Source organism: Streptomyces seoulensis, from assembly GCF_022846655.1.
In the GTDB taxonomy this organism is placed as follows: domain Bacteria; phylum Actinomycetota; class Actinomycetes; order Streptomycetales; family Streptomycetaceae; genus Streptomyces.
In genome coordinates this window covers 477,430-494,393 of sequence record NZ_AP025667.1, presented here as the reverse complement: position 1 = coordinate 494,393, position 16,964 = coordinate 477,430, and the positions used below count along the sequence as shown (strand labels likewise).

The 16,964-nt window shown below is 73.3% G+C and carries 15 protein-coding genes; 5 read left to right on the top strand and 10 right to left on the bottom strand.

The features are described from left to right. Positions 1-63 precede the first annotated feature (63 nt). Entirely contained in the window at positions 64-1,449 is a 1,386-nt protein-coding gene (locus HEK131_RS02405; protein WP_217461300.1) for a transcriptional regulator, read from the bottom strand. Between the two features lie 284 nt (positions 1,450-1,733). Between HEK131_RS02405 and HEK131_RS02400 the strand changes: the two genes are divergently transcribed. The 3 genes from HEK131_RS02400 (at position 1,734) to HEK131_RS02390 (ending at position 4,832) form a co-directional block, all read left to right on the top strand. Further along, positions 1,734-2,387 carry a bifunctional DNA primase/polymerase gene (locus HEK131_RS02400; RefSeq protein ID WP_432215607.1) on the top strand — a complete coding sequence of 218 codons (654 nt, stop codon included), beginning with the start codon at positions 1,734-1,736 and terminating at the stop codon, positions 2,385-2,387. Between the two features lie 70 nt (positions 2,388-2,457). Further along, positions 2,458-3,234 (top strand): ABC transporter ATP-binding protein, encoded by a 777-nt coding sequence (locus HEK131_RS02395; RefSeq protein WP_244333503.1) that lies wholly within the window; start codon positions 2,458-2,460, stop codon positions 3,232-3,234. Continuing rightward, a complete protein-coding gene (locus tag HEK131_RS02390) occupies positions 3,231-4,832 on the top strand; it encodes a transporter (RefSeq protein WP_244333502.1) in 1,602 nt (533 codons plus the stop codon). The genes HEK131_RS02395 and HEK131_RS02390 overlap by 4 nt, the downstream gene beginning before the upstream one ends. A gap of 51 nt (positions 4,833-4,883) precedes the next feature. On the opposite strand, the gene HEK131_RS02385 is transcribed toward HEK131_RS02390, so the two are convergent. Beyond that, complete coding sequence (locus tag HEK131_RS02385) at positions 4,884-5,747, bottom strand: alpha/beta fold hydrolase (protein WP_244333501.1); 864 nt, start codon at positions 5,745-5,747, stop codon at positions 4,884-4,886. 296 nt (positions 5,748-6,043) lie between these two features. After that, entirely contained in the window at positions 6,044-6,736 is a 693-nt protein-coding gene (locus tag HEK131_RS02380) for a metal-dependent transcriptional regulator (protein WP_086689846.1), read from the bottom strand. A 214-nt stretch (positions 6,737-6,950) separates the two neighbouring features. On the opposite strand from HEK131_RS02380, the gene HEK131_RS02375 reads away from it, so the two are divergent. Beyond that, positions 6,951-7,706, top strand: coding sequence for an SIS domain-containing protein (locus HEK131_RS02375; RefSeq protein WP_217461305.1), 756 nt, complete (start codon positions 6,951-6,953; stop codon positions 7,704-7,706). 45 nt (positions 7,707-7,751) lie between these two features. Here the strand turns inward: HEK131_RS02375 and HEK131_RS02370 are convergent, their stop codons facing one another. Together HEK131_RS02370 and pdxH are read right to left on the bottom strand one after the other, a co-directional pair. After that, the gene (locus tag HEK131_RS02370; RefSeq protein WP_217461306.1) at positions 7,752-9,116 is read right to left on the bottom strand and encodes a PAS domain-containing protein; all 1,365 of its coding nucleotides are present in this window, start codon (positions 9,114-9,116) and stop codon (positions 7,752-7,754) included. Positions 9,117-9,494: 378 nt separating this feature from the next. Next, a complete protein-coding gene (pdxH, locus tag HEK131_RS02365) occupies positions 9,495-10,205 on the bottom strand; it encodes a pyridoxamine 5'-phosphate oxidase (RefSeq protein WP_244333500.1) in 711 nt (236 codons plus the stop codon). Between the two features lie 151 nt (positions 10,206-10,356). On the opposite strand from pdxH, the gene HEK131_RS02360 reads away from it, so the two are divergent. Beyond that, positions 10,357-11,457, top strand: coding sequence for a citrate synthase 2 (locus HEK131_RS02360; RefSeq protein WP_202496075.1), 1,101 nt, complete (start codon positions 10,357-10,359; stop codon positions 11,455-11,457). Between the two features lie 78 nt (positions 11,458-11,535). On the opposite strand, the gene HEK131_RS02355 is transcribed toward HEK131_RS02360, so the two are convergent. The 5 genes from HEK131_RS02355 to HEK131_RS02335 form a co-directional block, all read right to left on the bottom strand. Then, positions 11,536-12,564: an isopenicillin N synthase family dioxygenase gene (locus HEK131_RS02355; RefSeq protein ID WP_244333499.1), complete on the bottom strand. Its 1,029-nt coding sequence runs from the start codon at positions 12,562-12,564 to the stop codon at positions 11,536-11,538. 244 nt (positions 12,565-12,808) lie between these two features. Next, a complete protein-coding gene (locus HEK131_RS02350) occupies positions 12,809-13,414 on the bottom strand; it encodes a TetR/AcrR family transcriptional regulator (RefSeq protein ID WP_217461310.1) in 606 nt (201 codons plus the stop codon). Continuing rightward, a complete protein-coding gene (locus HEK131_RS02345; protein WP_244333498.1) occupies positions 13,402-14,136 on the bottom strand; it encodes an enoyl-CoA hydratase family protein in 735 nt (244 codons plus the stop codon). Before HEK131_RS02345 ends, HEK131_RS02350 begins: the two co-directional genes overlap by 13 nt. Beyond that, complete coding sequence (locus tag HEK131_RS02340; RefSeq protein ID WP_244333497.1) at positions 14,133-15,695, bottom strand: 4-coumarate--CoA ligase family protein; 1,563 nt, start codon at positions 15,693-15,695, stop codon at positions 14,133-14,135. Before HEK131_RS02340 ends, HEK131_RS02345 begins: the two co-directional genes overlap by 4 nt. Positions 15,696-15,718: 23 nt before the next feature. Continuing rightward, positions 15,719-16,909 (bottom strand): acyl-CoA dehydrogenase family protein, encoded by a 1,191-nt coding sequence (locus HEK131_RS02335; RefSeq protein WP_244333496.1) that lies wholly within the window; start codon positions 16,907-16,909, stop codon positions 15,719-15,721. Between the last annotated feature and the right edge of the window lie 55 nt (positions 16,910-16,964).

The following is a 16,964-nucleotide window of genomic DNA, read 5'->3' as shown; positions in this document are numbered from 1 at the left end:
TTTGGTCCCCCCTCGCGCCCGAGTGCCGTGTCCCGCGAGCCCCACTCGGACGCCGCCCCCTCCTCAGGCCGCCTGCCGGACGTCGAGCCGCGCCCCGAACTCCCTGACCACCGCCTCGTCCCGGAAGGGCTGCAACCGCTGCTGGAGGTCCTCCAGATACTCGGTGCCCCGCTCGGAGCGGAGCGTCTCCAGCAGTTCCACCGCCTTCATGCCGGTGCCGCACGCCTGCTCGATCTCGCGCTGCTGCACCTGTGCCGTGGCGAGGAGCACATAGCCGATGGCCCGGCGCCGGGCGCGTGAGGCGGGATGCCGCTCCAGCGCCTGCCGGGCGTACCGCGCCGCCGCCTCGGCCTGGCCGAGGTCGCGGTGGCAGTGCGCCAACTCGTCGGCGAGATACGCCTCGTCGAAGTGGGCGATCCACACCGGGTCGTCGCCGTCCGCCGTGTCCGCCCGCTCCAGCGCCGCGATGGCCCGCCCGGCGGACGCCTGCGCGGCGCGCACGTCGCCCAGTACCGCGTGCCCGCGTGCCTCGGCCGCGTGGAACATCGACTCCGCGCGCGGGGTGACCCGGCCACGGGCGCCCTCCTGCGCGGCGCGGGCCAACTGGGCGATCTCGCGCGGGTTCCCGAGCTCGGCCGCCAGGTGGCTCATGGAGGCGGCCAGCACGTAGCCGCCGTACCCCCGGTCCCCGGCCGCCTGCGCAAGGCGCAGCGACTGGATGTAGTACCGCTGGGCCAGGCCCGGTTGGCCGGTGTCCACCGCCATGTACCCGGCCAGCTCGGTCAACCGGGCCACGGCGGCGAAGAGTTCACGCCCGACCGCCTCCCGGTAGGAGCCGGCCAGCAGGCCGGAGACCACGCTGTTGAGGTAGTGCACGACGACGGGACGGACATGCCCGCTGCCGTACTGGTGGTCGAGGTCGACCAGCGCCTGGGTCATCGAGCGCACGGCCGCCACGTCGGCCTGGCCCACGCGCGGGCCCGCCTGCCGGGCCACCTGGGCGTCCGGCGCCGAGATCAGCCAGTCCCGGCTGGGCTCGACCAACGCGGAGGCGGCGACCGAGGAGCCGGACAGGAAGTCCCGCCGCCCCACGTCGCTGCGCCACAGCTCGCAGACCTGCTCGATGGCCCCCAGCACCGTCGGCGAGAACTGGAGGCCCACGCCGGAGGCGAGGTTCTTGCCGTTGGCCATGCCGATCTCGTCGATCGTGACCGTGCGGCCGAGCTTGCGGCCGAGCGCCTCCGCGATGATCGCCGGGGCCCGCCCGCGCGGCTGCTGGCCACGCAGCCAGCGGGCCACGGACGTCTTGTCGTAGCGCAGGTCGAGACCGTGCTCGGCGCCGCACATGTTGACGCGCCGGGCCAGCCCCGCGTTCGAGCACCCCGCTTCCTGGATCAGTGCCTGCAGCCGTTCATTGGGCTGCCTCGCCACTAGCGGCCTCGCGGCCATGCGCTACCCCCTGCGAACCCCTGGAGCGTGAAGATCCCACCGGACGTTCCGGTCCTGCAGATCACTTCCCAGTCGACATAGCGTCAATGCGCGACATGTGCGGTTTGCCGGGGTGAAGCCGATCGCCCGGCTCTCCCGTGCCCTTCCTGGTTACCCGCGCCGCCCGCCGTTCCTCCCACGCGCCCCCGCCCGTGCTCCCATGCGCCCCGGCCGCCGGACCGGTTGCACCGCCCCCGCGCGCGGCCCGGCCGTAACCCGAGATGGGCGCGGGAGTTGAGTGGGGCGTGGACGAGACGACCGCGGGCCCGGAAACGGCCCGGATTCCGCCGCAGCGCGCAGAATCGCTGCTGGAGACCGCCGTTGCCTACACCGAGGAGCGGCACTGGGACGTGCTGGCGGGCAGTTGGCTGGAGGACGCCGGCGGGGCGCGGCACTGCTCCTGCGGCGACTCGGTCTGCCCCGCGCCCGGCGCACACCCCACGCGCCCCGACTGGTCGACGCGGGCGACCGGCAGCCCGAGCGTCGTCCGGCGGATGTGGCAGACGCAGCCCACCGCCTCGATCCTGCTCCCGACGGGCCGCACCTTCGACGCGCTGTCCGTGCCGGAGAGCGCGGGGTTCCTGGCGCTGGCCCGGATGCGGCGCCAGGAGCTGAACCTCGGCCCGGTGACGCTCACCCCGGACCGGCTGATGCAGTTCTTCGTGCTGCCGGGCGGCGCGGCGAAGATGCCCGAGCTGGTGCGGCAGCTCGGCTGGGCAGCCGTCGCGCGGGATCTGGTGCCGCTCGGCGAGGGACGGTACGTGGCCGCGCCGCCGACCCGGATCGGTTCGCGCGGCGCGGTGCAGTGGGTGTGCCGTCCGACGCCCGCCAACCGGTGGCTGCCGGACGTGGAGGAGCTGATCCCGGCGCTCGCCTACGCCTGCGGCCGGGACGGCTGAGGCACACCCGGACCCGGGGGTTCCGCCGCGCGGGTGCCCCGGACAGGGCCGTCACCGTAGGGTTTCCGTCATGACAGAGGCAGCGGTACGGGTACGGGGACTCTGGAAGCAGTTCGGGCAGCACATCGCGGTCGGCGGCATCGATCTCGATCTGCCGGCCGGGAAGTTCATCGGGCTGGTGGGCCCGAACGGGGCGGGCAAGACGACCACCCTGTCGATGGTGACCGGTCTGCTCCGGCCCGATCAGGGGTCCGTCGAGATCGTCGGGCACGACGTGTGGCAGGACCCGGTGGCGGTGAAGTCCCGGATCGGGGTGCTGCCGGAGGGACTGCGACTGTTCGAACGGCTGTCGGGCCGCGAACTGCTGGCCTACAGCGGCCGGTTGCGCGGGCTGCCGGGCGCCGAGGTGGACAAGCGGGCCACGCAGTTGCTGGACGTGCTGGACCTCGCCGGGTCGCAGCACAAGCTCGTCGTCGACTACTCGACCGGCATGCGCAAGAAGATCGGGCTGGCCGCCGCACTGCTGCACAACCCCGAAGTGCTCTTCCTGGACGAGCCGTTCGAGGGCGTCGACCCGGTGTCGGCGCAGATCATCCGGGGCGTGCTGGAGCGGTACACCACCTCCGGGGCCACCGTGGTGTTCTCCTCGCACGTGATGGAGCTGGTGGAGTCGCTGTGCGACTGGGTCGCGGTGCTGGCCGCCGGGCGCATCCGGGCGACGGGGACGCTGGCCGAGGTGCGCGGGGAGCATCCCACGCTCCAGGCCGCGTTCCTGGAGCTGGTGGGCGCGAGCGGGCGGGACACCGGGTCCGATCTGGACTGGCTCGGCGGCGGGGCGGTGCGATGACGACCGCGACGCCTCCCTCCGCGACCTCGGTACTGGTCCGGCTGAAGCTGTCCCTGCTGCGCAACGGGCTGCGGCAGTCCACGGGCCGGCGGGCCGCGTTCGTCGCCTCCGCGGTCCTCACCCTGCTCTTCGCGCTGCTGCAACTGCTGGGCTTCGTGGCGCTGCGCTGGCAGGACCATCCCGAGTCCGTCGCGGTGCCCGGTGTGGCCGTGCTGGCGCTGGGCTGGGCGGTGATGCCGCTGTTCTTCCCCGGCGGTGACGAGACGCTGGACCCGACCCGCCTGGTGATGCTGCCCCTGCGGCCCCGGCCGCTGGTACGCGGGCTGCTCGCGGCCTCGCTGGTCGGCATCGGCCCGGTGTTCACCTTGCTGGTGCTGGCGGGCTGCGGGCTGGCGCTGGCCCACGGCGCGGCGGGATGGGTCTTCGCGGTGGCGGGGGTCGCCCTGGCGCTGCTGACCTGCGTGGCGCTGGCGCGGGCGGTCGCCACGGCCAACGTCCGGCTGCTGACCAGCCGTAAGGGCCGCGATCTGGCGGTGCTGAGCGGGCTGCTCATCGCCATCGGGGCCCAGCTCGTCAACTTCGGTGCGCAGCGGCTCGGTTCGGGCGGGCTCGGGCAACTGCGGCCGGTCGCCGACGTGCTGTCCTGGGTGCCGCCCGCCTCGGCGCTGGGCGCGGTGCGCTCGGCGAGCGAGGGGGCGTACGGCACGGCGCTGGCCCAGCTCGCGCTGTGCGCGCTGGCGCTGGCGGTGCTGGTCGGCGCGTGGGCGCGCAGTCTGACCCGGCTGATGACCTCGCCGGACGGCTCCACCGTCCAGGTGGCCGACGACGGCGGCCGCGACCGCGCCTCCGCCGGCCTCGCCCGGCTGCTGCCGGCCGGGCGCACGGGGGCGGTGATGGAGCGGACCCTGCGCTACATCTGGCGTGATCCGAAGACCAAGGCGGCGTGGGTGACCTCGCTGGCGATCGGCCTGATCGTGCCGGTGTTCAACGCGGTCCAGGGCACCGGCTCGCTGTACTTCGCGTGCTTCGCCTCCGGGATGCTCGGCATCCAGATGTACAACCAGTTCGGGCAGGACACCTCCGCGTTCTGGATGGTGGCCACGACCATCTCCTCCACCCGTGACGCCTACGCCGAGCTGCGCGGCCGGGCGCTGGCCCTGCTGCTGATCACCCTGCCGTACGCCACGCTCGTCACGGTGGTCACCACCGCCCTGCTGGGCGACTGGTCCCGGCTGCCCGAGGTGCTGGGCCTCTCCCTGGCCCTGCTGGGCGCGATGCTCGCCACCGGCGCCTGGACCTCGGCGCGCTCCCCCTACTCGATACCGCAGGAGGGCCACAAGAACGTCGCCCCCGGCCAGGCGGGCCTCGCCTGGATCTCCATCTTCGGCGGCATGATCGGGGCCGCGCTGCTGTGCTCCCCGGTCATCGCGGCGACGATCTGGCTGAACGTCAGCGCCGACGGCGACGCCTGGTCCTGGCTCCTCCTCCCGGTGGGCATGGCCTACGGAGCGGGCCTGGCCCTCACCGGCCTGCGCCTGGCGGCCCCGAAGACGGCGGCCCGCCTGCCGGAGATCCTCGCGGCGGTGAGCAAGGGCTAGGGGGCCGGGGGCCAGGGGGCCAGAGGCTGGGGGCCAGGGGCAAGGGCCGTCTCAGGGCGCCCCCTCCAGGTCGGCCAGGAACTGGTCCAGCACCCCCTGCCAGGCCACCGGCTGGTCGTAGTGGGGGACGTGGCCCGCTTCGGGGATCTCGGCGTAGTGGCCGTGGGGGAGAACCCGGACCATCTCCTGGGCCTCCGCGCGGCCCAGTTCGCCGTCGAGGCCGCGGACCACGAGGGTGGGGCAGCGGACCTGGGTGAGCTCGTCCCAGTGGGCGTCGTGGACCCAGGTCGCGCGGGTGCGGAGCATCCGGTCGGGATCGAAGACGGGCCGCCAGCCGTCGGCGCACTCGTGCATCACCTCGGCGTAGAAGGCGCCGCGCGCGGGGTCGGGGCGCTCCAGCCGGGGGTCGTCCTCGCCGAACCAGCGCCGGACGTCGGCGAGGGTGGCGAAGGGCAGCGGCCAGGAGCGGAACCAGTCGGCCCACTCGGCCTGCGAGGCGGCGCCCAGCGCGGAGGCCCGCATGTCGCAGATGACCAGGCCCCGCACCAGATCCGGGCGCCGGGCCGCGAGCTGCCAGGCGGTGAGGGCGCCCATCGCGTGGCCGACCAGCACGGCGGGGGCGAGGGCGAGCTGTTCCAGCGCGGCCTCGGCGTCCTCGACGTACGCCTCGCGGGTGCAGGCCTCCTCCGGGGGCTGGGCGCTCTGGCCGTGCCCGCGCTGGTCGAGCGCGACCGCTCGATGCCGGCCGGCGAGCCCGCGTGCGGTGGGCGCCCAGTGCGCGGCGCGGCCCATCAGGCCGTGGAGCAGCAGCACACCCGGTGCGCCGGGCCCGGTCCCTTCCTTGGGCGGGTCCGCGAACTCCCAGGCGGCCAGCCGCACCCCGCCCGCCCCTGTCACCTCGATACGCCGTGCCATCGACCTGGCACCCCCCAGCTCCCGCTGTCGCTGCCGTCTTGTCGCCCGTGGTGCTGTGTCCGTCGCAGATTATCGAACGTCGATTCGAAAAGAGCGTTCGCTCGCCCAACACCCCTCGTTCGAGTGACACCGGAAGAGGAATGATCGCCACCGCCGAGGGGATCTTCTCTGGCGTGGGGGGACGGACCGCTCGGGGAAAAACGGTCCGGAGGGACTGACCCTGGGAGCTCGGGGCTCCGGGTCGGTACCGGGGAGGTGAGGCCCCGGCGCCGCGGCGGCGCCGGGGCCTTCCCCGTTCAGCGCTTGGCGACGAACACGTGGGACGCCACGTCGGAGGCCAGCTCGGCCGCCTCGCCACCGCTGCCCACCAGCACGCCCCCCGCCGACTCGGTCACGCTCACCACCGAGCCGGGCTGCACGCCCGCCCGCCGCAGCGTGTACATGAGCTGGGCGTCCGTCTGGATCGGCTCCCCGATCCGGCGCACCACGACCGTCTTGCCGTCCGAGCCGGGGTCCAGCTCCGCGAGCGAGACCATGCCCTCGTCCAGGAACGGGTCGGCGCCGTCCTTCTCCCCCAGCTCCTCCAGCCCCGGGATCGGGTTGCCGTACGGCGACTCGGTGGGGTGGCGCAGCAGTTCCAGCACGCGGCGCTCCACCGCCTCGCTCATCACGTGCTCCCAGCGGCACGCCTCCGCGTGCACCTGCTCCCACTCCAGCCCGATCACGTCCACGAGCAGGCACTCGGCGAGCCGGTGCTTGCGCATCACGCGGGTGGCGAGCCTGCGGCCCTCGTCGGTCAGCTCCAGGTGACGGTCGCTGGCCACGGACACCAGTCCGTCCCGCTCCATGCGCGCCACCGTCTGGCTCACGGTCGGCCCGCTCTGGTCGAGCCGTTCCGCGATGCGGGCGCGCATGGGGACGACGCCTTCCTCTTCCAGTTCGAGGATGGTGCGGAGATACATCTCCGTGGTGTCGATCAGTCCGGACATACGTGCCCCTCGATTACCTCTGCCGAAAGCTCACCGCTCTCGGCGCGTGCGCTGGCCCAGGAGTCAATTCTGCCGGATACCACCGACAATCGTGCCGCGCCGGAGAAACAGCGGGAACCGGCCGCCCTTCGGCCGGGAAGTGCGGGCCATGTTGACACCGCGCTGGTCCAGACCGCACGGTGATCCGCGACATCGACGCGCGAAGGGGCACCGCATGAGCGACGGCACTCCGGCCGACCTGTTCCTCGACGCCGCGATCGGCCTGCTGCGGCGCGTGCGCGAGGAGGAGAGCGGGGCCGTAGCCGCCGCCGGGACCCTGCTCGCCGACACGGTCGAGGCGGGCGGACGGCTCTTCGCCTTCGGCGCCGGCCACTCCTCGCTCGCCGCCCAGGACGTCGTCTACCGGGCGGGCGGCCTCGCCCTGATGAACCTGCTCGCCGTCCCCGGCGTGGTCGGCGTCGACGTCAACCCGGCCGTCCTCGGCTCCGCCCTGGAACGGGTCGACGGGCTCGCCTCCGCCGTGCTGGACAGCTCGCCGCTGCGCGCGGGCGACGCCCTGGTGATCATCTCCCTGTCCGGCCGCAACGCCCTGCCGGTGGAGATGGCCCTGCACGCGCGCGCCCTGGGCATCAAGGTCATCGGCGTCACCTCGGTCGCCTACGCCACCCGGACCGCCTCCCGGCACTCCTCGGGCACGTTCCTGAAGGACCACTGCGACGTCGTACTGGACTCCAAGATCGCGGTCGGGGACGCGGAGCTGACCCTCGACACCGTCCCGGCGCCCTTCGCGCCCGCTTCCACGGTGGTCACCTCGGCCCTGATGCAGTCCGTGCTGGCGACGGCCGCCGCCACCCTGGCCGACCGGGGTGTCGAACCCCCGCTGCTGCGCTCGGGGAACGTGGACGGCGGGCACGCGTGGAACGCCCGGATCATGGAGAAGTACGGCGACCGGATCTTCTACCACCGCTGACGAGCCGCCACCGGGAGCACCGTCCCCTTGGACGCGCCCAGCGGTTCATACCTGCCTGGTCCCGCCCACCGCGTCCGCCAGGTCCAGCGCGCCCGCGATGCGCGCGGCCACCTCTTCCGCGTAGGTCGTGTCCGAGCGGTCGAAACCGTCGCGGGACGTGCCGCGCAGGAAGGTCAGCACGCCCAGGGTCCGGCCCCGGCTGCGCAGCGGGGTGCACAGCGCGTGGGCCGTCTCGGCGGGCCAGTGCCGGGTGCGCGCCCACTCGTGCGCCCGCTCGGCCGGAACGCCCCCCACGTCCGCGCGTACGGTACCGCCGCGCTCGGTGCACCGGGGCGCCGGATGGTCCGGGGCGTAGCGGACGGGCAGGCCCGTGTGGACGTCGGCGCCCGGTGTCCCGGCGGGCGTGGCGGCGAGCCGCTCGAGACGTACCGTCTCCCCGCGCGTGTCGGTCAGCCGGTCCAGCAGGGCGTGGTCGGCGAAGCCCGCGAGGGCGAACTCCAGGTGGACGACGGCCGCTTCGGCGGGGTCCTCGCACTCGGCGGCGGCCCGGGCCGCGCGGTGCAACTGGTTGGCGCGGAAGCGCAGCAGGGACGCCTCGCGCTCACCCTGCCGCGCCTCGGTGACGTCCTGGAAGAGCCAGCCGACGCCGAGCGGCACCGGCTCCTGGCCCAGCGGTGAGGCGAGCCGTACGAAGCCGCTGCGCCAGCAGCGCCGCCGCTCCCCCTCGGCCGAGCGCACGGTCACCCACAGCTCGATCGGTCCGGGCGGGGCGCCCTCCGCCAGCACATGGGTGAGCGCGTTCTCCAGCTCCTCCACGCCCTGCGTGAGCAGTTCGCCCAGCGGACGCCCGAGCGCGGCGGTACGCCCGACGCCCAGGGCGCGGGCCGCGTGCGCGTTGACGACGGCCGGGCGCAGGTCTGCGTCGATGAGGACGACGCCCCAGGACGCGTCCTCGAACAGGGCCTCGCTCAGCGCGATGGACCGTTCCAGGTCGATCTGGGTGTGCACCTCGCTGAAGGCGCAGTACAGGCCCGCCGGACGGCCGTCCGGCCCGCGCACGGCGGCCGACTGGGTGCGTACGAGGACCCGGCGGCCGTCCTTGGTGACGAGGGCGAACTCGTGGACCTGGCGGCCGGCCGCGCGCATCGCGGACCGCAGTCGCCCCCGGACCTCCTCGGCGTCGGCGCTGCGCACCGCCCAGCCGTCGAAGCCGGGCCGTCCGACCGCCTCGGCGGCGCTCCAGCCCAGGATGCGTGTCGCCTCGCGGTTCCAGTGGGTGACGGTGCCGTCGGCGTCGAAGGCGCACAGGGCGGCGTCCATGCCGTCCAGCAGGGCGGCGAGCAGATCGGCGCCGCCCGGTTCCTCCGGTCCCAGCTCGTCGGTGGTCCCACTGCGCCGGGAAGCACTCACCCTGGTCCCCCTTGCACGATCCGTCCGGCTGACGGCGTCGATGGTCATTCAACTCGACCGTGACCCAGCCCACACGCCGTTCCGCCAGATTGCGGCGGCGAAAATCAGTTGAACCGCGGGTGCCCGCCTTCTTAGGCTGACGGCACACGGAAGGGAGGTGGTTCGGCAGATGTACGGAAACCGGACGCGTGAGGTGGCTGCGGGCTAGCGGCCCGTCACCACACCGAGTGCGGTGCCGGACCAGCGCGTGATCCAAGCGTGCGGCCGGCCCAATCCCAGGCAGTCACCCGACCCGCGAGTTCGCCGGTACGTCCGGCCGGCTCCCCCGCCACCCGGCGGAGGAACCAGAACTCGCGGGTCGTTCCGTGTGCGCGCCCTCTAGGGGCTCAGCCGCTCCGTCGTCCAGGAGCCGTCCGGCGCGGCGGTGTAGCGGAGCCGGTCGTGCAGCCGGTTCTCCCGGCCCTGCCAGAACTCCACCGTCTCCGGCGCGACCCGGAATCCGCCCCAGTGCTCCGGCACCGGCACCTCCTCGCCCTCCGGGTACCGGGCGGCGAGGTCGGCGTAGGCGCCGTCCAGTACGTCGCGCGAGCCGATCACCGTGGACTGGGCGCTGGCCCAGGCGCCGAGCTGGGAGCCGTGCGGGCGGCTGCGGAAGTAGGCGGCGGTCTCCTCGCGGCCGGTGCGCCGGGCGACCCCGCCGACGATCACCTGCCGGGCGACGGGATGCCAGGGGAAGAGCAGCGAGACGTACGGGTTCCCGGCCAGGTCGCGGGCCTTGCGGGAGCCGTAGTTGGTGTAGAAGACGAAGCCGTCGCTGTTGTAGCCCTTCATCAGGACCGTGCGGGAGCTCGGGCGGCCGTCGGGGCCCACGGTGGAGACGACCATGGCGTTGGGTTCGTAGAGCGTGCCGTGGACGGCCGCGCGGGCGGCGTCCGCGAACCAGCGGGCGAACTGGTCCATCGGGTGCGTGGCGAGTTCCTCCTCGCCCAGCCCGCGCGCCTGGTACTGCTTGCGCATGAACGCGGGATCTACGGCCGGGTCGGGCAGCGGTGTGAGATCGCGGTCGGTCACCCGGTCATCCTGCCGCATCGCACGAACGTGGCACTCAGTGCCGCAAGGACTCCCCAAGAGTGGCACTCAGGGCTATCGTGCTGTTCCCGCCTCCCGTGACGGGTGACCCCCTTACGCGTGGGGCAGTACCGGTGATGACCGCCGCCGACCCAGACTGAGGAGCCGCCTTATGTCCGCGTTCGTACCCGGACTAGAGGGAGTCGTCGCGTTCGAGACCGAGATCGCCGAACCGGACAAGGAGGGCGGGTCCCTCCGCTACCGGGGCGTCGACATCGAGGACCTCGTGGGGCACGTGTCCTTCGGGAACGTGTGGGGACTGCTGGTGGACGGCGCCTTCGCGCCCGGTCTGCCGGCCGCCGAGCCGTTCCCGATCCCCGTGCACTCCGGTGACATCCGGGTGGACGTGCAGTCCGCGCTCGCCATGCTGGCGCCGGTGTGGGGGCTGCGCCCGCTGCTGGACATCGACGCCGAGCAGGCCCGCGACGACCTCGCACGCGCCGCCGTCATGGCCCTGTCCTACGTCGCCCAGTCCGCGCGCGGGCAGGGGCTGCCGATGGTGCCGCAGCGTGAGATCGACAAGGCCGGGTCGGTCGTGGAGCGGTTCATGATCCGCTGGCGTGGGGAGCCCGACCCCAAGCATGTCGCCGCCGTCGACGCGTACTGGACCTCGGCCGCCGAACACGGCATGAACGCCTCCACCTTCACCGCGCGGGTGATCGCCTCCACCGGGGCGGACGTCTCCGCCGCGCTGTCGGGGGCGGTGGGCGCGATGTCCGGCCCGCTGCACGGCGGTGCCCCCTCGCGGGTGCTCGGGATGATCGAGGAGATCGAGCGGACCGGTGACGCCGTCGGGTACGTGAAGAAGGCGCTGGACCGGGGTGAGCGGCTGATGGGGTTCGGGCACCGGGTCTACCGGGCCGAGGACCCCCGTGCGCGTGTGCTGCGGCGGACCGCGCGTGAGCTGGGGGCGCCTCGGTTCGAGATCGCGGAGGCGCTGGAGAAGGCGGCGCTGGAGGAGTTGCACAACCGGCGGCCGGACCGTGTGCTGGCCACCAACGTGGAGTTCTGGGCGGCGATCATGCTCGACTTCGCGGAGGTGCCCTCGCACATGTTCACGTCCATGTTCACGTGTGCGCGCACCGCTGGGTGGTCGGCACACATCCTCGAACAGAAGCGGACGGGGCGGCTGGTGCGGCCCTCTGCCGAGTACGTGGGGCCGGGGACCCGGAAGCCGTCCGACATCTCGGGGTACGCGAACATCGCCCACTGAGTGGGCCGGCTGGGGCGCGGGGGCGGCCGACTCGCCGTCGTGGCTGGTCGCGCGGTTCCCCGCGCCCCTCAGGAACACCTACGCGGGCGCCAGTAGAGAGGCGTGGTGTCTCTCCGCCACCAGCGGGTGCGCCCGGAGCTTGCCCTTCAGCTCGTTGTAGCCGTACTCCGCGAAGAGCGGGTTGGACGGGTCCGTGCTGACCCCAGGTGCACGCTCCGCGTGCGGGAAGGGCAGCGGGGCGATCTTCGCGTCCAGGCTCGGGTTGTAGAAGAAGGGGACCGAGAAGCGTTCGGTGGCCGCGGGCGGGCTCACCACGCGGTGGTTCGTGGCCACCAGGTAGCCGTTGGTGGCCACCTCCAGGAGTTCGCCCAGGTTGACCACGAACGCGCCGTCCAGCGGCGGGACTTCGTGAAAGCGGCCGTCCGCGCGCTGGACCTGGAGGCCGCCGACCGTGTCCTGGAGGAGCAGGGTGAGGAAGCCGTAGTCCTTGTGGGCGCCGACGCCCTGGTCGGTGCCGTCGCCCGCGCTGCCGGGGTAGCGGACCAGCTTGAGGTGCGGGTGGGCGTGGGCGCCGAAGACCGGGTCGTAGAAGCCGGCCGGGGCGCCGATGGCGGTGAGCAGTTCGCGCAGCAGGCGCTGGGCGACCGCGCTGAGCTTGTCGATCCAGGCGAGCGCGGCGCCGCGCAGCTCGGGCAGCGCGGCGGGCCACTGGTTGGGGCCCTGCAGCCACCAGTACGGCGGCTCGCCGGGGCCGGGCAGGCGGGCCGGGCGTTCGGCGCCGATGTCGAGCTGGTCGCGCCAGTCGCGGGCGCCGCCGGTGCGCTCGTCGCCGGTGCGGGTGTAGCCCCTGAAGTGGGGGGAGTTGATGTTGTCCAGGGCGAGCCGGTCGGCCTCGGGCAGCGCGAAGAAGGCCCGCATGGCGGAGGTCAGGGCATCGGTCTCGGCCCGGGTCACGCCGTGCCCGGTCAACTGGAAGAAGCCCACGTCATGGGCGGCGCCGTGCAGCCGGGCATGGAAGCGGGCCCGTTCCTCGGGGCCGCGGTCGGCGGCCGAGAGGTCGATGATCGGGAGCTGGGCGTACGACGGATTCGTCGCGTGATTCGTCATGGTGCGTCCGCGAGGTGTACGGGGCACGGGCAGCCGCGAGGGGTGTGGCGGCCCCCTGGTGCCGGACGAAGAGAAGAAAGACGAGAAGAAGGGGGCTGGATCAGGCGGAGCGCCGACAGCCCATGCTCGTGACGCGCACGTAATCCACGTGGCGGCGTCGGACGAGCATCGGAAGCATGGGTCCAGAGTACTGCGGGCCTTCGATTTCGAGTGTGACGCCGGTCACTGCCCTTATGGTCCAGGCTCAGCCGAGGGCGTCGTCCAGCAGGGCCGCCCACTGGGCCACGACCCGCTCGCGGCGGGCGGTGTCGTCGGTGAGGAGGGTGGCGAGGCCGAGCCCGCGCGCCATGTCGAGCAGGCCCTGCACGCTCTCGCGCACGCCGGGCCGGGACTCGTCGGCGCCGAGGAGTTCCACGGCGATCCGGTGGCTCTCGCGGCCGACGCGGGCCTCCAGCTCGGTCACCCGGCCGCGGAGCTGCTCCTCGTTGGCGGCGGCCACCCAGAGCTGGAGCGCGGCCCGGAAGAGCGGGCCCGTGTACAGGCCGACGAGGGCGTGGACCACGGCCCGGCGGTCGGCGGCGCCCTCCGGGAACAGGTCGCGCAGCGCGCTGGAGCGGCGTTCGGCGACGTACTCGACGGCCGCCGTGAACAGGTCCTCGCGGGTGGGGAAGTGGTGCTGGGCCGCACCGCGCGAGACGCCCGCGCGCTCGGCGACGACCGAGACCGTGGAGCCCGCCCAGCCGTGTTCGGCGAGGCAGGCCACGGCGGCCTCCAGCAGCCGCAGCCGGGTGGCCCGGCTGCGGTCCTGCTTGGGTACGCGGTCGCGTTCCGTCGTACTCACACCACCCATGCCGCATCCCGTCTCTCCAGGAAGGCCGTCATCCCCTCCCTGGCCTCGGGGGCGGAGAACAGCCGGGCCGAGAGCGCGGTGAGCCGGCCCGCGTCCCGGTCGAACGTCTCCAGCACCCTAGCCGTGAGCAGGCCCTTCGTCGCGGCCAGGGCCTCGGGCGAGGAGCGGCGCAGGCCGTCCAGGACGGGGGCGAGCGCCTCGTCCACGTCGTCGCCGGTGAGCGTGAGCAGGCCGAGCCGTACCGCCTCGGCGGGGCCGAAGCGCTCGCCGGTGAGGTAGAAGCGGGCGAGCGCACGCGGGTCGGTGCGCGGGAGCAGCGGCAGGGAGATCACGGCCGGGGCGACCCCGATGCGGACCTCGGTGAAGGCGAACGTGGCACCGGCCGAGGATGCCGCGATGTCGCAGGCGCCGACCAGTCCCAGCCCGCCCGCGCGGACGTGCCCGGTGATCCGGGCGACGACCGGCTTGGGCAGCTCCACGAGCTGCCGCAACAGGCCGACCAGGGCGTCCGGGTGGGGCGGGTCGCGCAGGTCGGCTCCGGCGCAGAAGGTGTTGCCGGTGTGGGTGAGGACGACCGCCCGGACACCGGGGTCCTTCGCACAGTCGGCCAGGGCGTCCGTGAGTTCGGCGACCAGCGGCGCGGAGAGGGCGTTGCGGGTGTCCGGGGAGTCCAGGCCGAGCGTCTCCACGGCACGGCCGCGGGTGCGTGCGACGAGGGTCATGGGCGCAGCTCCCTGCGCAGGATCTTGCCGGAGGCGGCGCGGGGCACGCCGTCGGTGAAGGTGACCCCGCGCACCCGCTTGTAGGGTGCGACGCGCTCGGCGACGTACAGCATCACCTCGTTCGCGCTCAGGTCCGGGGCGGTGGGCCGGCGGACGACGAAGGCGTGCGGGGCCTCGTTGCCCTCCTCGTCGACGACGCCGATCACGGCCGCGTCGGCGATGCCGGGGTGGGTGAGCAGCAGGGCCTCCAGTTCGGCGGGGGCCACCTGGAACCCCTTGTACTTGATGAGTTCCTTCACCCGGTCCACCACGAACAGCCAGCCGTCGGCGTCCACTTGGCCGACGTCGCCGGTGTGCAGCCAGCCGTCGGCGTCGATCAGCGCGGCCGTGGCGTCGGGGCGGCCCAGGTAGCCCTTCATGATCTGCGGGCCCCGGATCAGGATCTCGCCGCGCTCGCCGGTGCCGAGGTCCTTGCCGGGGTCGTCGAGGGAGACGATCCGCATCTCGGTGCCGGCGATGAGCCTGCCGACCGTGCCGGGCGGCGCGTCGCGCAGGTGGGCGAGCGGGACCACGTGGGTGCCGGGCGACAGCTCCGTCATGCCGTACGCCTGGCCCAGCGGCGGTAGGCCGAGCCGGTCGGCGCAGGCCGCGGCGAGCGTAGCGTCCAGCGGGGCGGCGGCGCTGATCACGTACTTCAGCGAGGACAGGTCGCGGCGGGCGACCGAGGGGTGCTTGGCGAGGGCGAGCACGATCGGCGGGGCGACGTACAGGCCGGTGATGCGGTGGGTCTCGATCGCCGCGAGGAAGGTGTCCAGCTCGAAGCGGGGCAGCACGACCACCGTGGCGCCCTTCCGGAGGGGCGCGTTCATCAGGGCGGTGAGGCCGTATATGTGGAAGAACGGGAGCACGGCCAGAATGCGGTCGCCGGGCTCCACGCTCACGGCGGGCTCCAGTTGGGCGAGGTTGGTGGCGATCTGCCGGTGGGTGAGCATCACCCCCTTGGGGGTGCCGGTGGTGCCCGAGGAGTACGGCAGCGCGGCCACGTCCTCGGCCGGGTCGACGGTGACGTCCGGTTCGGGGGCGCCGGTGGTGAGCAGTTCGGTCAGCGAACGGTGGCCGGGCGCCTGGTCGCAGACGATGATCTCCCTGATCCCGCCCGCCAGTTCGGCGGCTCTGCGGGCTGTCGGCAGCAGCGGGGAGACGGTGATCAGCCAGCGGGCCGAGCTGTCGGCGAGCTGTCCGGCCAGCTCCTTGGGGGTGGCCAGCGGGTGGGCGGTGGTGACGGTCGCGCCCGCCCGGGTGGCCGCGTAGAACGCGAGCGGGAAGGCGATGGTGTTGGGGCTGTGCAGGGCGAGCACGTCACCCTTGCGCACCCCGGCCTCGGCGAGGGCAGCGGCCAGTCTCCGGTGCAGCGAGTCGAGTTGGGCGTAGGTGACGGTGGTGCCGTCCACCCCGTCGACCAGCGCGGGCCGGTCCCCGAAGGCGGCGGCGCCGCCCAGGACGGCGTCGTGGATGGGCAGTTCGACGGGCGGGACCTCGGCGTACGGGCTGTGGAACACGGTTCCTCCGAACGACGTGGTCTCTAGTACGACTTGGGCAGGCCGAGGGTCTGGTGGGAGATGTAGTTGAGGATCATCTCCCGGCTCACCGGGGCGATCCGGGCCACCCGCGCGCCGGTGATCAGTGAGGCGAGGCCGAACTCGCGGGTCAGGCCGTTGCCGCCGAGGGTGTGCACGGCCTGGTCGACGGCCCGCACACACGCCTCCCCGGCCGCGTACTTGGCCATGTTGGCCGCCTCACCCGCCCCGATGTCGTCCCCGGCGTCGTAGAGGCCGGCCGCCTTCTGCATCATCAGCTTGGCCAGTTCCAGCTCGATGTGGGCCTGCGCGAGGGGGTGCGCGATGGCCTGGTGGGCGCCGATGGGGGCCTTCCACACCGTGCGCTCACGGGCGTAGTCGAGCGCCTTGCCGAGCGCGTAGCGGCCCATACCGATGGCGAAGGCGGCCGTCATGATCCGCTCCGGGTTGAGCCCGGCGAAGAGCTGGAGCAGCCCGGCGTCCTCTCCCCCACTGCTGAAAGCGTGGGAGGTGCCCCCACCCACCAGGGCGTCGGCGGGGAGGCGGACGTCATCCAGGACCAGTTCCCACTGTTTCTCGGCGGCGCTCAGCTCCATGTCGATGGGGCTGCGGGTGAAGCCCTCGGCGTCACGCGGCACGATGAACAGACAGGGCTTGAGCTTGCCGGTGCGGGCGTCCTCGGTGCGGCCGACGATCAGGACGGCGTCGGCGTGGTCCACACCGGAGATGAACACCTTGCGGCCCGTGAGCAGCCAGTCGTCCCCGTCCCGGCGGGCGGTGGTGGTGATGCGGTGCGAGTTGGAGCCCGCGTCGGGCTCGGTGATGCCGAAGGCCATCAGCTTGGTGCCGTCGGCGAGTCCGGGGAGCCAGGCGCGCTTCTGCTCCTCCGTGCCGAAGCGGGAGATCACCGTGCCGCAGATGGCCGGGGAGACCACGAGCATCAGCAGAGGGGAGCCGCTGGCCCCCAACTCCTCCAGGACTATCGAGAGTTCCGCGATGCCACCGCCTCCGCCGCCGTACTCCTCCGGCAGATTGACGCCGAGGTAGCCCAGCTTGCCCGCCTCGGACCAGAGTTCGGTGGGGTGCCGTCCCTCGGCGATGACGCGGGTGAGGTAGTCGCGGCCGTAGCGCTTGCCCAGGGCGGACACCGCTTTACGCAGGGCCTGGTGCTCTTCGGATTCGATGAGGGTGGTCATTGTTCTCCTCCGGGTGCGGCTTGGTCGTGGCTGATCGCGCTGTTCCCCGCGCCCC

Excerpts from the sequence above, each read along its gene's own strand:
- HEK131_RS02405 (WP_217461300.1), bottom strand. The coding sequence starts at position 1,449 with ATGGCCGCGAGGCCGCTAGTGGCGAGGCAGCCCAATGAACGGCTGCAG.
- HEK131_RS02395 (WP_244333503.1), top strand. The coding sequence starts at position 2,458 with ATGACAGAGGCAGCGGTACGGGTACGGGGACTCTGGAAGCAGTTCGGG.
- HEK131_RS02390 (WP_244333502.1), top strand. The coding sequence starts at position 3,231 with ATGACGACCGCGACGCCTCCCTCCGCGACCTCGGTACTGGTCCGGCTG.
- HEK131_RS02385 (WP_244333501.1), bottom strand. The coding sequence starts at position 5,747 with ATGGCACGGCGTATCGAGGTGACAGGGGCGGGCGGGGTGCGGCTGGCC.
- HEK131_RS02380 (WP_086689846.1), bottom strand. The coding sequence starts at position 6,736 with ATGTCCGGACTGATCGACACCACGGAGATGTATCTCCGCACCATCCTC.
- HEK131_RS02375 (WP_217461305.1), top strand. The coding sequence starts at position 6,951 with ATGAGCGACGGCACTCCGGCCGACCTGTTCCTCGACGCCGCGATCGGC.
- pdxH (WP_244333500.1), bottom strand. The coding sequence starts at position 10,205 with ATGCGGCAGGATGACCGGGTGACCGACCGCGATCTCACACCGCTGCCC.
- HEK131_RS02360 (WP_202496075.1), top strand. The coding sequence starts at position 10,357 with ATGTCCGCGTTCGTACCCGGACTAGAGGGAGTCGTCGCGTTCGAGACC.
- HEK131_RS02355 (WP_244333499.1), bottom strand. The coding sequence starts at position 12,564 with ATGACGAATCACGCGACGAATCCGTCGTACGCCCAGCTCCCGATCATC.
- HEK131_RS02350 (WP_217461310.1), bottom strand. The coding sequence starts at position 13,414 with ATGGGTGGTGTGAGTACGACGGAACGCGACCGCGTACCCAAGCAGGAC.
- HEK131_RS02345 (WP_244333498.1), bottom strand. The coding sequence starts at position 14,136 with ATGACCCTCGTCGCACGCACCCGCGGCCGTGCCGTGGAGACGCTCGGC.
- HEK131_RS02335 (WP_244333496.1), bottom strand. The coding sequence starts at position 16,909 with ATGACCACCCTCATCGAATCCGAAGAGCACCAGGCCCTGCGTAAAGCG.